A 15,478-nucleotide genomic window follows, 5' to 3' on the forward strand; every position below is an offset into this window, starting at 1 on the left:
CCGGTCGCCCTGCCGGCCGGCGGACCACCCCCCAGCCCCACGCCCAGGCAGTGAAGTCCGGGAGGACGACATCACCATGGCAAGATCCGCGCGAACCCGCACCGGCCTCGGCGCCGCCGCCCTGCTCCTGGTGGCCGCCGCGGTCCAGACCGCCGTACCGACGACCGCCGTCGCCCAAGCACCCGAGCTGCGGGGCCACTCGGCGCCGCGAGCCGCGCCGGCGCCCTCGTTCCAACAGGTCACGCTGGCCAAGGGCGCCGCCGAGATGGGCGAGCCGATCTCCATGACCGTGCTGCCCGACCGGTCGGTCCTGCACACCTCCCGGGACGGCACGGTCCGGCTCACCGACGCCGCCGGCAACACCAAGGTGGCCGGGAAGCTCACCGTCTACGCCCACGACGAGGAGGGCTTGCAGGGCATCGCCGCCGACCCGAACTTCGCCACCAACCGCCACCTGTTCCTCTACTACGCCCCGCCGCTGTCGACGCCGGCCGGCGACGCGCCCTCCGACGGGACCGACTTCTCCGCCTGGAACGGGGTCAACCGGCTGTCCCGCTTCGTGCTCAACGCCGACGGCACGCTGAACACCGCCGGCGAGAAGGTGGTCCTCGACGTGCCCGCCAGCCGCGGCACGTGCTGCCACGTCGGCGGCGACATCGACTTCGACGCCGCGGGCAACCTCTACCTGAGCACCGGCGACGACACCAACCCGTTCGCCTCCGACGGCTACAGCCCGCTCGACGAGCGCGCCAACCGCAACCCGGCCTTCGACGCCCAGCGCAGCGCGGGCAACACGAACGACCTGCGCGGCAAGCTCCTGCGGATCAAGGTCAACGCGGACGGCGGCTACTCCGTGCCCGCGGGCAACATGTTCGCGCCCGGCACGGCGGGCACCCGGGCCGAGATCTACGCCATGGGCTTCCGCAACCCGTTCCGGTTCAACGTGGACAAGGCGACCGGCGTCGTCTACCTCGGTGACTACGGCCCGGACGCGGGGTCGACCAGCGCCACCCGCGGCCCGGCGGGCCAGGTCGAGTTCAACCGCATCACCGGCCCCGGCTTCTACGGCTGGCCGTACTGCACGGGCTCGAACACCGCCGACGAGACCTACAACGACCACAACTTCGCCACCGGCGTCTCCGGGGCCAAGTACAACTGCGCGGGCGGGCCGACGAACAACTCGCCGCGCAACACCGGCCTGCCCGCGCTGCCCGCCGCGAAGGCGGCCTGGATCAAGTACGACAACTGCTCGGTGGCCGAGCTCGGCTGCGGCAGCGAGTCGCCGATGGGCGGCCCGGTCTACCGCTACGACGCCGGCCTGAACTCGGCGGTGAAGTTCCCGCAGTCCTACGACGGGCACTTCTTCGCCACCGAGTTCGGCCGCCGCTGGATCAAGGACATCACGGTCAACGCCAACGGCACGCCGGGCGCGATCGCCGCCTTCCCCTGGACCGGCACGCAGGTGATGGACTCGGCGTTCGGCCCGGACGGCGCCCTGTACGTGCTGGATTACGGCACGGGCTGGTTCGCCGGTGACGCGAACTCGGCGCTGTACCGCATCGAGTACGCGACCGGCGGTCTCGCGCCGATCGCCAAGGCCGCCGCGGACAAGACCTCCGGCCAGGCGCCCCTGGCGGTGACCTTCTCGTCGGCCGGCTCGTCCGACCCGGACGGCGACGCCATCACGTTCGCGTGGAAGTTCGGCGACGGCGGCACGTCGACGGCGGCCAACCCGCAGCACACCTACTCGGCCAACGGCGTCTACACCGCCACCCTCACCGTCACCGACGCCACCGGCCGGACGGCCACGGCGAGCGTGCAGGTCACCGTCGGCAACACGGCCCCGACCGTCACGCTGCACCTGCCGCAGAACGGGCAGCTGTTCGACTTCGGCGACGCGGTGCCGTTCCGGATCACCGTGACCGACCCCGAGGACGGCGCGGTCGACTGCACGAAGGTCAAGCTCAGCTACATCCTCGGGCACGACTCGCACGGCCACAAGCTGACCGAGGCCACCGGCTGCTCGGGCACCGTCCAGACACCCCAGGACGGCGAGCACGACCCCAACGCCAACATCTTCGGCGTCTGGGACGCGGAGTACACCGACCGCGCCGGTGCCACCACCCACACCCAGCACGTCACCCAGCCGAAGACCAGGCAGGCCGAGCACCACGGCTCGGCCGGTGGCGTGGCGGTCTTCGACAAGGCCGCCGCGCACGGCGGCAAGACGGTCGGCGACATCCACAACGGCGACTGGATCGCGTTCCAGCCCTACGTGCTGGCCGACGCGACGTCGATCACCGCGCGGGTGTCCTCGGCGGGCGCGGGCGGCGTCATCGAGGTGCGGGCCGGGTCCGTGACCGGCGCCCTGCTCGGCTCGGCGACCGTGCCGGTGACCGGCGGCTGGGACACCTTCACCGACGTCAGCGCGGCCCTGACCAACCGGCCCGCCGGCACCACCACCCTCTACCTGGTGTTCAAGGGCGGCACGGGCGCGTTGTTCGACGTCGACGACTTCACCTTCGCCACCGGCGCCCGCACCGGCCGGATCACCGGCGTCGGCGGCAAGTGCGTCGACGTCAGCGGCGCGGCCACCGCCGACGGCACGAAGATCCAGCTGTACACCTGCAACGGCACCACCGCGCAGCAGTGGACCGCGGCGGCCGACCGGTCGCTGCGCGCGCTGGGCAAGTGCCTCGACGTGCGGTCGGGCGGCACGGCGAACGGCACGGCCACCCAGCTGTGGACGTGCAACGGCAGCGGCGCCCAGCAGTGGGCCGCGCAGCCGGACGGCGCCCTGGTGAACCCGCAGTCCGGGCGCTGCCTCGACGCCGAGGGCGGCAGCAGCGCCGACGGCACCGCGTTGACCATCCGGGACTGCACCGGCGGCGCCAACCAGAAGTGGATCGGGCCCTGACCACGACGACCGCTCGACCGAGGAGCAACTGATGTCCCGACTGCGATCCGTGCTGTCGACGATCACCGCGACGGCGGTGATGGTCCTCGCCGCGACGCCCGTCCCGGCGCCCGCCGCGGACCCCTCCTACAAGGTGCTGGTCTTCTCCAAGACGGCGGGTTTCCGGCACTCGTCCATCCCCAACGGCATCCAGGCGATCCGGGATCTCGGCGCGGCGAACAACTTCACCGTCGACGCGACCGAGGACGGGGGCGCCTTCACCGGCGCGAACCTGGCCCAGTACCGCGCCGTGGTCTTCCTGTCCACGACCGGTGACGTCCTCAACGACACCCAGCAGGGCGCTTTCGAGTCCTACGTGCGGGCCGGCGGTGGCTACGTCGGCGTGCACGCCGCGTCCGACACCGAGTACCAGTGGCCGTTCTACGGCGGCGTGGTGGGCGGGTACTTCCACTCCCACCCGGCGATCCAGCAGGCGACGGTGCGGGTCGAGGACCGCGCCCACGCCTCGACCTCCCACCTCGGCCCGGACTGGGTCCGGACCGACGAGTGGTACAACTTCCAGGCCAACCCGCGGGCGAACGTGCACGTGCTCGCGCGCCTGGACGAGGGCACCTACTCGGGCGGCACCATGGGCGACCACCCGATCGCCTGGTGCCAGACCTACCAGGGCGGCCGGTCCTGGTACACCGCCGGCGGCCACACCGAGCAGGCCTTCGCCGAGCCCGGCTTCCGCGCGCACCTGCTCGGCGGCATCCGCTACGCGGCCGGCACGACCAAGGCCGACTGCCGCGCCGAGACCGGCTACACCTCGCTGTTCAACGGCTCCGACACCACCGGGTGGAGCCAGGCCGGTCCGGGCAGCTTCGCCGTCGCCGACGCCACCCTCACCTCGCGGGGCGGCATGGGCATGCTGTGGTACTCGGCCAAGGAGTTCCGGTCGTACTCGCTGAAACTGGACTGGAAGCTGGCCGGCGACGACAACTCCGGCGTGTTCATCGGGTTCCCCGCCAGCAGCGACCCGTGGTCGGCGGTGAACAACGGCTACGAGATCCAGATCGACCCCACCGACGCGGTCGACCGGACCACCGGCGCGGTGTACACCTTCAAGTCGGCCGACATCGCCGCCCGCGACGGCGCGCTCAACCCGCCCGGCGAGTGGAACACCTACGAGCTGCTCGTGGAGGGCGAGCGGCTGCAGGTGTTCCTCAACGGAGTGAAGATCAACGACTTCACCAACACCGATCCGGCCCGCAGCCTCCAGCAGGGGCACTTCGGCCTGCAGAACCACGGCGACGGCGACGACGTGTCGTTCCGCAACATCCGGGTCAAGGAGCTGTCGGCCACCCGCACCGGTCGGATCACCGGCCTGGGCGGCAAGTGCGTCGACGTCAGCAACGCGGGCACCGCGGACGGCACGAAGATCCAGCTGTGGACCTGCAACGGCACGAACGCGCAGCAGTGGACCCTGCCGGGTGACGGCACGGTCCGCGCGCTGGGCAAGTGCCTCGACGTGCGCTCCGGCGGCACGGCCAACGGCACGCTCACGCAGCTGTGGACGTGCAACGGCAGCGGCGCGCAGCAGTGGGCGGCGCAGTCCGGTGGCGCGCTGCGCAACCCGCAGTCCGGGCGTTGCCTGGACGCGTCCGGCAACAGCTCCGCCGACGGCACCGCGCTGCACATCTGGGACTGCAACGGCGCGGCCAACCAGAGGTGGACCCTGCCCTGACCGGCACCTGCCCCGACCGGGGATCTGCTCCGACCGGGGATCTGCCCCGACCGGGGGTGTCCCGCCGCGCGCGCGGCGGGACACCCCCGCGACCACGCCGGTTGCGCCGCCCTGGGGCGGGGGAGGAAGCTCGGCGGTCGTGAGCGCTCGCAAGGTCGATCGGGGACTGCCGGACGCCGGGTGTCCCGTCCACCAGGAGCCGGACGGGACGTGGCAGGTCGACGGCTACGCGGCCGCCCGCGCGTTCCTGCGCGACCACAACACGGTGCAAGCGGGCCTGGGCGTGGAGACGACCGAGAACTTCCCGCGCCGGATCCGCCGCCCCGTGCTCTACCGCGACGGACCCGAGCACCGCGAGCACCGCAAGCAGACGGCGCGGTTCTTCACACCCCGGCGGGTCGACGAGGCCTACCGCCCGGTGATGGAACGCGTCGCCGACGAGCAGGTGGCGCGGTTGCGCGGCGCGGGCGCGGTCGACCTCGCCGACCTGGGCTTCCAGCTCGTCATCGACGTCACGTCGGCGGTGATCGGGCTGACCGGGAGCAAGCCCGGCATCAAGCGGCGGCTGGACTACTTCTTCCCGGAGGAGTTCGGCAAGCCGGGGTTCACCAGCCCGCACGGCCTCTACTGGACGTGGCGGCAGCTCAAGGGCTGGTCGGCCATCTACTTCGGCGACGTCCGGCCGGCGGTGCGGGCGCGGCGGGCGCACCGCCGGGACGACCTGATCTCGCACCTGCTCGACGAGGGCCTCACGTCGGCGGAGATCCTGGGGGAGTGCCTGACCTTCGCGGCCGCCGGCATGGTCACCACGCGCGAGTTCATCGTGATGGCCGCGTGGCACCTGTTCACCGACGACGCCCTCCGCGCCCGGTACCTCGCCGCCGGGGAACCGGAGCGGCTGCGGCTCCTGCACGAGGTGCTGCGCCTCGAACCGGTCATCGGGCACCTGAAGCGCCGCACCACCGCGGACGTCCGGGTGGACGGGGTCACGGTGCCGGCGGGCTCCCTGGTCCGGGTCCAGCTCGACCACGCCAACCTCGACCCCGGGGTGGTCGGCGAACGGCCCTCGGCGCTGTGCCCGGGCCGGCCGGTGGCCGACGGCGGCAGCTCGACCGGCCTGTCCTTCGGGGACGGCCCGCACAAGTGCCCCGGCGCGCACGTCGCGATGCTGGAGTCGGACATCTTCCTGCGCCGGCTCATGTCGTCGGACGGGGTGCGGATGGTCCGGCCGCCGCGCATCGCGTTCAAGGACGAGATCGCCGGGTACGAGCTGCGCGGCATGCAGGTCGCGATCGGCTGACCCCGGACCTCAGAGGTAGGCGACACCGGTCAGCCGCTCGGCCGCCGCCCAGAGCCGCGTGCCGACGGCCGGGTCCGTCGCGTCCCGGCTGAACCGGGCTTCGGCGACCGGGCCCGAGGTCTCCCAGAACCTCGACGGCCCGAAGAACTGGCCGCCCCGCACCCCCGGCGCGGTCGCGGCGCGCAACTGCGGCAGCGCGCCCCGCTCGACCGACTGGGTGGCGAGCAGGCCGAGGCGCGCGATCAGCCGCCCCGACCGGCCGCGGTGCTCCCAGGCGCGCGGGGTCAGGTTGGTGCGGGTGAGACCGGGGTGGGCCAGCACGGCGACGATCGGCGATCCGGCGGCGCGCAGGCGGCGGTCCAGCTCGACGCCGAGGACCGTGGTGGCGAGCTTGGACCTGCCGTACGCGGCGGCGGCCCGGTAGTCGCGCTCGAACAGCAGGTCGTCGAAGTCGAGGTGCGCGTTCCGGTGGGTGATCGAGCTCAGGCCGACCACCCGTGCGGCCCGCGCGGCGGCCAGGGCGTCGAGCAGCAGACCGGTCAGGGCGAAGTGGCCCAGCACGTTCGTGGCGAACTGCAGCTCGAAGCCGTCGGCCGAGGTGCGGCGCGGGCCGAGCAGGACCACACCGGCGTTGTTGACCAGCAGGTCGATCGCCGGGTGGTCGACGACCAGCCCGGCGGCGAACGCGCGCACCGAGTCGAGCGAGGCCAGGTCCAGCTCGCGCACCTCGGTGTCGCCGTCGATGCCGCGGGCCACCCGCTCCCCGGCGGCGGTGTCGCGGACGGCGAGCACCACGTGGGCGCCGCGCCGGGCCAGCTCGGTGGCGGTCACCAGGCCGAGGCCCGAGTTCGCGCCGGTCACGACGGCCACCCGCCCGTGCTGGTCGGGGATGCGGTCGGCGGTCCATCCGGTCATGTGCTGCTCCTGGGGTGTCGGTGTGCTCCGCCGACGACGTTAGGAGTGGTCCGGGTCCGCTCGGTCGGTCCCGGTTGCCTGGGTCCGCGAGACCTACCTCGCCGCCCGGCGGGGCGACACACTGGTGGTCATGAGCAGCCGTCATCCCCACGCCCGCGAGCTCGGCGACTTCCTGCGCGCCCGGCGCGGTCGGCTGCGCCCGCGCGACGTCGGCCTGGAACCGGGCGGCTGGCGCAAGGTCACCGGCCTGCGGCGCGAGGAGCTGGCCCTGCTGGCCGGCCTGAGCACCGACTACTACCAGCGGATCGAGCAGGGCCGGGAGGTGCGCCCGTCCGACGACGTCCTGGAGGCGATCGCCGGCGCGCTCGGCCTCGGCGACGGGGAGCGCCGGCACCTGTTCACCCTGGCCCGCGCCGCCCGCCGGCCGGTGCCCGCCCGGGCGGACCGCCGCCCGGAACGGGTGCCGGACCGCACGCGTCGGCTGCTGCGGGTGACCGACACGCCGGCGGTGGTGCTCGGCAGGCACCTGGACCTGCTCGACTGGAACCCCATGGCGGAGGCGCTGCTCGGCGACCCGACCGGTTACCCGCCCGACCGGCTCAACATGCTGCTGCTGCTGTTCGACGACGCCCTGACCGGCCGGCGGAGCTGCCCGGACTGGGAGCGACAGGCCCTGGACTGCATCGGCATGATGCGGGCCGCCGTCGCCACCGACCCGACCCACCCCCGCGCCACCGCGATCGTCGGCGAGCTGAGCATCCGCAGCGCCGAGTTCCGCCGCCTCTGGGCCCGGCACGACGTGCGGGAGTCGGTCAGCGGGACCAAGACCTTCCGGGTTCCCGGGGTGGGCGACATCGCCCTGGACTGGGACACCTACCCGCTGCCCGGCAACCCCGGACCGGTCGTGCTGGTCTTCACCGCCGAGCCGGGCAGCGCCGACGCGGACCGGCTGCGGCTCCTGGCATCACTGCGCGCGACCCGGTCCGCGCACGCCGACGAGCGCTTCCCCCAGCCGGGGCGGTAGGTCTCACGGGGCCACGCCGTGAGCGATCGTGATCCGGTAGTCGTCCCCGGCCCGGCCGACGACGTCGATCGTGGTGTTGCTCCTGGCGTCGTGGAACCGGCCACCCACGTCGAACGGCGCGTCGTTCAACTCGTGCCCGTCACAGCCGCCCGAGCGCGGTCGCGCGTCCGCGACCAGCACGGGCCCGTTGCCGCTCGCGACCGCCGTGTCGACGGAGTAGACCAGGACACCGGTGGCGCAGGAGGCGGAGTCGAGGCCGGCGCGCGACCGCGCCTCGGCCACCAGCACGGTGGTGGCGCCGGTCCGGACCACCACGCCCTTGCGCCCTCCCGGCGCCGAGACGGGGACGAGCGTGTCGAGGTAGCGGCCGGGCGCGCTCACGCAGCCGATCTGGTCGTAGCGCAACCAGTTCAGCTTCCACTTGTGCCAGGCCAGGAGGTCCGGGCCCGGCCCGGAGATCAGGCCCATCAGGTCCCAGCCGCCGACGAACCGGTGGACCTCGCCGCTGTACCCGTACAGGTCCGGCAGGCCGAGTGCGTGCCCGGTCTCGTGGTTGAGGACCTTGCCGCCCCAGTGCGCCGTGTCCTGGCCGAAGGTGACCGACCTGGTGATCACCGTGCCGTCGGGCGCGGTGAGCGGGTTCAGGTAGGCGGCGGCGAAGGAGATCTCGCCCGCGGCACGGGTGGGCACGACGTAGAGCAGGTGCGTGCCGCTGAACGACACCGCCCGGCCGGCCGCGGCCAGCGCGTCGTTCAGGTAGCGGGCGTGGGCCTCGGCGGTGAGGCCGCGCCGCCAGCCGTAGTCCGCGGAAGGGCGCGGCATCCGGTGGAAGCGGGCGGTGACGGCGTCGACCGACAGCGCCAGGCCGCCGTAGGAGCTGGTGGCGAACCAGTCCGGGCCGCCGGGCAGCAGCTGGTCGCGCAGGCTCGTGGTCGAGTCGGTGGCCGGCGCGTCGGGGAAGTCGACGAAGAGCATCGTGGCCCGCAGCGTGCCGTGCGACGGCGCCGATCCCGCGAGGTTGGGCACACCCTCGGACAGGTGCGCGTTGGTCGCGGGCAGCGCGCACGCGCCGGCGGGCACGTCGGCGTGTCCGGTCCCGGTGGGGAGCACCATCGCGGCGAGCACCACCGCGGCGGCGAGGAGGAATCGGTGGCCTGTCATGGACGACCTCCTGTCGGCGGACCACTGGGCCGCTCGCCCGCGGTCGGACGCGCTGAACGCTAGTCCGGGACCACGTCGCGGGTGGGTCCTCGGCGGCGGGGCGTCATCCGACTCGTCGCCCGGACACCCGTCTCGGTGACCGCGGCCCGCGAAGCGGTCGCCGACCGTGCCCGGGTGCGGCTCCGGTGCGGACCCGTCGGGTCCGCACCGGAGCGCCTGCTCAGCGGTTGCAGCGGGAGGGCTCGGTCTTGTCCATCACGAGGGTGTGCAGGGCGAGCGGCCGGGCGTCGCCGATCTCGGCCTTGCCGTCGTCGTGCGGGCCGGTCGCGGCGTCCTCGTCCGCGGTGAGGCCGAGGACGTAGGTCAGGTACAGGCCCTTGGACACCTTGAGCGCGGGCATGCCGGTGATCTTCAGGACCGCGCCGTTCCCGGTGAGCTGGTGCTTGACGTCGCCGTGACCGCCCTGAGTGGTCTGGCCGCCGCTGTAGTAGGAGTACGAGACGAAACCGTTCCACCGGGACCCGGACGGGGCGCGGAACACCTGGTCGAGGCTGTTCAGGTCCTGACCGGCCGCCTTCTCGAAACCGACGGTGACCGCCATGAACCCGGATTCGCCCTGCTTGACCTCCAGCAGGGCCGGTTGGACGACGGGCAGCGCGAGGTCGTCGTTGGTGAACGTCTGCGGTTGTGCGGCGCCCTGCACGGTGGCGGTCAGGCGCAGCGGCCGGGAGTCGCCGAGGACGACCTTGCCGTCGGTGTGCCGGCCGGGCCGCGCGTCCGCCTTCGCCCTGATGCCCAGGGCGTAGGTGAGCACGTAGCCCTTGGTGGCCTGCAACTTCTGCAACCCGGTCAGCCGCAGGCGGGTGTCGCCGTTCTCCAGGGTGGGCTTGAGCTTCGCCTTCCCGCTGCCCTTGCTCTGGCCGCCGGCGTTGTAGTAGGTGAACGTGATCGTGCCGGTCCACTCGAACCCGGTCGGCGCGTCGAACACCAGCTCGGCGCTCGCCAGGTCGACGGGGTTGCCGTCCGGGTTCTCCACGCTGAAGGCGACGTGCCCCTCGGCTCCCGGCGCGACCGACACCGCCGCGTGCTGGCACACCCGCAGGTCGTCCTCGAGGATGTGCTCGGTCAGCCGCGTGTCGTGCGCATCCGACTTGTCCGGCGCGGTGTTGCCGCGCGTGGGTGACTCGATCGTCGCCGCGCACCTGACCTTGCCGGTGGCCTCCCGGTCGACGGTGCCGGTGAGGGTGATCGTGGCGGTGCTGCCGACCGGCAGGTCGAGCGGCTGCTGGAAGACCCCGAGGCCGGCGCTGCCCGGAACCGTGCCCGCGCCGCCGCCGCCGGTCTGGGCGACCGAGATGCCCACGTCCGGCAGCGCCGGGTCGAGGGTGCCGGTCACCACGGCGTCGGGCACGTCGTTGGGGCCGTCGTTGCGGACGGTGACCGTGAAGTCGACCTGGCTGCCCGCCGGCGCTTCGGCCGCTCCGTCGACGGTGAGCGGCATCGCGGCGGGCAGGGCCACCACGAGGTTGCGCACGCAGTGCCGGGAGATCGCCGCGCCGGTGCTCGCGGACAGGCCGAGCTTGAACGTCTCCGGCATCGCCGCCTGGCCCTGGGCCAGCTTGAGGTCGACCCCGTCGAACACGGTGGTGATCGTGTCACCTCGGGTCACGCGCACGGTCACCACGGCGTTGACGATCACGACCTGGACGTGCGCCCGGTCCGCCCAGACCGCGGTCACGCCACCGGGGGCGGGCGCGCCGGTGATGAAGTTGAACCCGGCGGCGCGGTCGCCGGAGCCGCGCAGCACGATCCGGTTCGGCTTGGCCACGTTGTCGGTGGTGGGCCCGCCCCAGGTGGTGGAGAAGTTGCCGTGCCGGTCGAAGCCCAGGCCGACCCAGCCCTTGCTGACCCCCGCGCCCGCGGGGCCGGGGCCGTACCCGAGCCCGCCGCCGTAGCCGCCGACGTCCGTGTCGTGGGCGCCGTCGATGAGGTAGACGGCGAAACCGTCGCCGTCACCGCCGGCGCAGTGGAAGTCGAAATCGATGGCGACACCGGCCGAGGAGGGGAACGGGGTGTTCAGCAACGCCGTGCCGGCCTTGTCGTTCGCGGCGGGTGTCAGCTGCAGGCCGTCGTCACCCGTGAGGGTGGCGTCACCGCGCAACGTCCAGTCGTGGGCGAGGTCTGCGACCCGGGTGGCCCGGAACGTCTCCTCGATCGGGAAGACCTGGGTGGAGGGTGTGCTCGTGGTCGGCGCGGGTTGTCGGCTGGTGGTCATGGCACTTCCTTCGGCGTCGTGTTCCTGGCCGGGCTCCTCCGGTGACGGGGACGGGGACTGGGGATGGGCTTCGGGTTCGAGCCCGGGGTCCGGTTCGCGATCGGCTTCGCGCTCGGGCTCGGGCTCGGGCTCGGTTTCGGTTTCGGCTTCGGGCTCGGCCGAGTGGGGCAGGCGGCCGACGACGAGGTCGAACAGGCCGAGGACGACGTCCTCGTAGAGGTAGAAGCCGCCCTCCAGGGGCGGCAGGGCTTCGTCGTCGGTGGCAGCGCCGGCAGCGGGTGCGTCCGGCGGTGGGGTGAGCACCTCGGTCAGTCCGCGCACCACCCCGCGCAGGGTCGACTGGGCGGTGGCGGTCAACCACCGCAGCTGAGGGTTCGCGCCGATGTGCCGCAGCGGGCCCGGCAGGTGGTCGACCGCGGTGACCGCGGTGTCCACCCAGCGCACCGGCAGGTCCAGCAGGGCGCCGAGCTCCGCGCGGGACAGGATCGGCGGCGGCTCGCCGTCGATCATGAAGTCCTCCCACTCGAGCAGGTCGAACAGGAACTGGCCGCCCTTGTAGAACGGCCAGGGCGCGAGGGCGTCGAGGATCTGCCTGGCCCGCCGCGGGTCGTCCCGCCGGACCGCGACACCGCGCCGGGCCAGGGTGCACAGCACCCCGCGCAGCCGGACGCCGACCCGGCCCAGGGAACGCATCGCGGCCCGGTCGCCGTCGCGCAGGGCGGAGTCGTCGAGGTGGCCGGTCACAGCGGTCGGGTGGTGACGTAGTGGGCGATCTGTCGCAGCACTGCTTTTCCTTCGTTCTCCGGGATGATGGCGAGGTCGCGCTCGAACCGGGCGATGCCCTCGGCGGCCAGCCGGTCGGCGAGGTCGGTGGCGTACTCGATGGAGCCGTGCTCGCGCATGGCGGCGAGCATCTCTTCGGCGTTGTCCTGGGACTTGTCGACCCGTCGCTGGTGCAGCAGCTGACTGAGCCGCGCGCGCTCGCGTTCGCCGGCGTGGCGGAACAGGTGGATCAGCATCACCGTGCGCTTGCCCTCCAGCAGGTCGCCCAGGGCTTCCTTGCCGTAGAGCGCTTCGTCGCCGACGAGGTTGAGGATGTCGTCCTGGATCTGGAAGGCGATCCCGATCAGCCGGAACGCCTCGTCGAAGCGGCCGAGCACGTCCGGGTCGGTGATCCCGGCGCAGACCGCGCCCATCCGGCACGGGCTGATGCACGTGTACCAGCCGGTCTTCTTGGTGCTCATGGTGAAGTAGTCCTCGTCCCGGGTCGGCACCACGCGGCGGTGGATCCACCCGAGCTCCACGGCCTGGCCCTCGATGGACTCCCGGCACATGTGCATGACTTCCTGGATGAGCCCCAGCGTCCGGGCCAGCCCGAGCGTTTCGAGGTTGGCCAGCACGGCGTCCACCGCGAGCAGGTTGAGCCCGTCGCCGGTGTTGACCGCCAGCCCGTTGCCGAACTCGGTGTTCATCGTGGGCAGGCCGCGGCGGTGGGTCGACTCGTCGGCGATGTCGTCGTGCACCAGGAAGCCGTTGTGGAACAGCTCGAGCGCGGCGGCGGCCCGCACCGCGTTCTCGGGCTTCTCGCCGAAGGCCGCGCAGGCGGCGAACACCAGCGTCGGGCGCAGGCCCTTGCCCTGGCGGGTGGGGTAGGACCGCATCAGGTCGTACAGGTCCGCTTTCGGCTCCCGGTCGGGCAGCAGCAGGTCGATCTCCCGGTTGGCCCGCGCGCGGCAGGCCCGCATGGTCTCCACCAGGTCCGCGTCGTCGACCGGCTTCACCTCCCACCAGCCGGTGCTGCGGCGGCCGTCCCACAGCAGCCTGGGCTCGGCGTTCACGGTGCCGCCGATGGTCGTCTGCTCACCGGGGTCGAGCGGCCGGCGGTCGGCGAGGAAGTCGACGGCGTGCCAGCCGGTCGGCGTGTCGCCGTGCGGTGAGGAGCGCGGCGCCGAACCGCCGGTGGTCGCACCCCACAGGCGGGGGGCCTGTTCGCGGTAGTCGCGCCACAGCTGCTGCACGAACCGCAGACCGGAGGCGCGCTGGGACAGCAGCACGAACGCGCGCCACACCGCCAGCACGCGGTCGCGGGGCCCGCGCACGTCCAGGCTCTGCGGCAACACCTGCTCCACCGGCGGGCGCTGGGCGTCGAAGACCAGGTTCATCGCCCGGTCGTCGAAGGCCACCTCGACGTCCGGTTCGCCGACCAGGTCGGGTTCGACCAGCAGGCGGCTGTGGCGGGCGGTCAGGGTCGCCCGGCTGCCGTCGTGGAAGTGCAGCCCCAGCCGGATCTCACGCAGCTCCTCGGCGGCGGCGGCCACGATGGCGGGCGCGCGTTCCGACAGGGCGGTCACGGTCTCGGCCAGCAGCCGCGTGCCGGTGTACGGGGCGGTGTCAGTCGTCATGGGCGTCTCCGGCGAACTCGACGATGCCGTGCGTCTCGAAGCCGAACGCGCGGCCGGAGACGACGCCTTCGATCGCGCAGGCGCCGAGCAGTTCGTGCACGCTGAACGGCCTCAGGCTGGTCTCGGACGGGTTGGCGATCCGGGCGGCCGTGGTGGGTCGGAAGTCGAGCACGAGCCGGTCGTCGCCCAGGCGCGCGGTGATCAGCAGCCGGCGGGGCACCACCGGGGCGGGCGGGGTGGCCAGGGTGGCGGCCAGCGGCGGGACCAGCACCACCCGGTCGCGGTCGAGCTCGCCGTGCACCGCGACCTCCAGTCGTCGCCGGGGGAAGTGCCGGATCATCCGGCCGTCCCGCCACAACATCACCGAGCCGTTGGCGGCGTCGCGCGGGTACCGCGGCTGGATGAGGGTGAACACCACCGACCACGGCGGCGGGGCCACCGGGTCGTCGGACGGCGCGTTGGCGAAGCCGAAGACCCAGCCGCCCAGCACCGGCCAACTCCACCGGCCGCGGACGCGTTCGTGGTAGCCCACCAGCTCGCAGCGGGTGTCGCCGTGCGGCGACCGGAGCGTCCCCGTGCCGCGCACGCCCGGTTCGGACTGCCAGCGCAGGAACTGGTCGTCCCCGAACGGCGCGCACTGGGACGTGCACGGCCTGCTGGTGCGCGACAGCCGCAGGTCGACCGCGGGCCGGCCCGCCACGGCCGCCACCTCGAACGGGCCGGGCGTCGCGTGGGGGTGCGGCATCCGGAACGCCGACCACGCCGGATCGGGCGCGTCCGCGTTGAACTGGGTCGACGACCACCCGTGGACGGGGTCGTACACCAGGAGGATGGCCATCCGCTGCGGCTCCCAGCGGGTGGTCGAACCGTCTGCCGGCGGCTCCGCGCCGAGCACCGACAGGTTCGAGATCACCGCGTGCGAACCGTTCGGTGACAGGAATGCGTAGTGCAACCACTGGCGATCGAGCGGGTGGCACAACTCCGACTCGGGAAAAGGGCCGAGCACGCCCAGCATCCGATACTCCTGACCATGCCGCCGCAGGCGGGTTCAGCTCGACAGCGCTCGCGCGCACGGGCGGGGAAACCTCGGGCCGGTCGCGAATCCGTCGGCGGTGACGTGCGAGAGTCAGGGTGTTAATGGCTTCATGGCGGCCACGGTAGGGCACCCGGTCCCACGGCTGCGCCCCCCATCACCGCTTCGGTGCGGACACGCCGTCGAACGTCACCCGAGTGTGTGTACTGCCGCGGGTTTGCGACGGCCGCCGCCGGCGCGCCGTGCGAAACGGCGCGCCGGCGGCGGCTCGTGCTCGCTGTCGCGAACCGGCGCGGTTCGTGGCGGTCCGCCACGTCCGGCCGACCCGGCTACTCCACCCGGTCGGGCAGCTCGAAGACGTCGTCCTCCCGGAACCGGCGACCGCGCCAGGCCCGCACCGCCACGGCGGTGGGGAAGCCGGCGGTGACCAGCGCGCCGACGATGACGAGCAGCGCCGAGGGCAGGGTCACCCCGATCACGATCGCCAGCAGACCGACGGCGTAGGTGGTGAGCAGCGCCGCGGTGAACAACACCCGCCGCGGGATGCGGAACAGTGAGCCCTTGCGGCTCAGCCGGGCGACGAACCGGGGATCGTCATCGGCCAACTGCCGCTGGATCTGCGCCAGGGCGCGCTTCTCGTCGTCCCGCAGTGCCACCTCGCCACCTCCGCTGTGCCGGGTCAAGTGCCGGTTCCAGTGTCACCTCGGGAGGGGTCACCCGCTAGA

Annotated in this window: 10 protein-coding genes; 4 read left to right on the forward strand and 6 right to left on the reverse strand. The window is 73.1% G+C overall.

The genetic code is table 11. The features are described from left to right. Positions 1–76: 76 nt before the first annotated feature. The 3 genes from EDD40_RS37505 to EDD40_RS37515 all read left to right on the forward strand — a co-directional run bounded on the left by EDD40_RS37505 (position 77) and on the right by EDD40_RS37515 (position 5,943). Positions 77–2,917 (forward strand): PQQ-dependent sugar dehydrogenase, encoded by a 2,841-nt coding sequence (locus EDD40_RS37505; RefSeq protein WP_123747077.1) that lies wholly within the window; start codon positions 77–79, stop codon positions 2,915–2,917. 79 nt (positions 2,918–2,996) lie between these two features. Next, on the forward strand, positions 2,997–4,643 hold the full coding sequence (locus EDD40_RS44095; RefSeq protein ID WP_246038385.1) for a ThuA domain-containing protein: 1,647 nt from the start codon (positions 2,997–2,999) through the stop codon (positions 4,641–4,643). Positions 4,644–4,782: 139 nt separating this feature from the next. Beyond that, the gene (locus EDD40_RS37515) at positions 4,783–5,943 is read left to right on the forward strand and encodes a cytochrome P450 (RefSeq protein WP_123747079.1); all 1,161 of its coding nucleotides are present in this window, start codon (positions 4,783–4,785) and stop codon (positions 5,941–5,943) included. A gap of 9 nt (positions 5,944–5,952) precedes the next feature. Here the strand turns inward: EDD40_RS37515 and EDD40_RS37520 are convergent, their stop codons facing one another. Next, entirely contained in the window at positions 5,953–6,858 is a 906-nt protein-coding gene (locus EDD40_RS37520) for an oxidoreductase (RefSeq protein ID WP_123747080.1), read from the reverse strand. Positions 6,859–6,988: 130 nt separating this feature from the next. On the opposite strand from EDD40_RS37520, the gene EDD40_RS37525 reads away from it, so the two are divergent. Next, entirely contained in the window at positions 6,989–7,882 is an 894-nt protein-coding gene (locus EDD40_RS37525) for a helix-turn-helix domain-containing protein (protein WP_123748574.1), read from the forward strand. Positions 7,883–7,885: 3 nt separating this feature from the next. Here EDD40_RS37525 and EDD40_RS37530 read toward each other — a convergent pair whose 3' ends face one another. From EDD40_RS37530 to EDD40_RS37560, 5 genes are all read right to left on the reverse strand, one after another. Further along, positions 7,886–9,043 carry a M6 family metalloprotease domain-containing protein gene (locus EDD40_RS37530; RefSeq protein WP_123747081.1) on the reverse strand — a complete coding sequence of 386 codons (1,158 nt, stop codon included), beginning with the start codon at positions 9,041–9,043 and terminating at the stop codon, positions 7,886–7,888. A gap of 220 nt (positions 9,044–9,263) precedes the next feature. Next, a complete protein-coding gene (locus EDD40_RS37535) occupies positions 9,264–12,062 on the reverse strand; it encodes a lectin-like domain-containing protein (RefSeq protein ID WP_148089042.1) in 2,799 nt (932 codons plus the stop codon). Next, the gene (locus EDD40_RS37550) at positions 12,059–13,720 is read right to left on the reverse strand and encodes a polyprenyl synthetase family protein (protein WP_123747085.1); all 1,662 of its coding nucleotides are present in this window, start codon (positions 13,718–13,720) and stop codon (positions 12,059–12,061) included. Before EDD40_RS37550 ends, EDD40_RS37535 begins: the two co-directional genes overlap by 4 nt. Further along, positions 13,710–14,633, reverse strand: coding sequence for a hypothetical protein (locus EDD40_RS37555; RefSeq protein WP_211348331.1), 924 nt, complete (start codon positions 14,631–14,633; stop codon positions 13,710–13,712). The genes EDD40_RS37550 and EDD40_RS37555 overlap by 11 nt, the downstream gene beginning before the upstream one ends. Positions 14,634–15,082: 449 nt before the next feature. Next, positions 15,083–15,409 (reverse strand): DUF3040 domain-containing protein, encoded by a 327-nt coding sequence (locus EDD40_RS37560; RefSeq protein ID WP_170185352.1) that lies wholly within the window; start codon positions 15,407–15,409, stop codon positions 15,083–15,085. Positions 15,410–15,478: the final 69 nt, after the last annotated feature.

Source organism: Saccharothrix texasensis (assembly GCF_003752005.1).
GTDB lineage: Bacteria > Actinomycetota > Actinomycetes > Mycobacteriales > Pseudonocardiaceae > Actinosynnema > Actinosynnema texasense.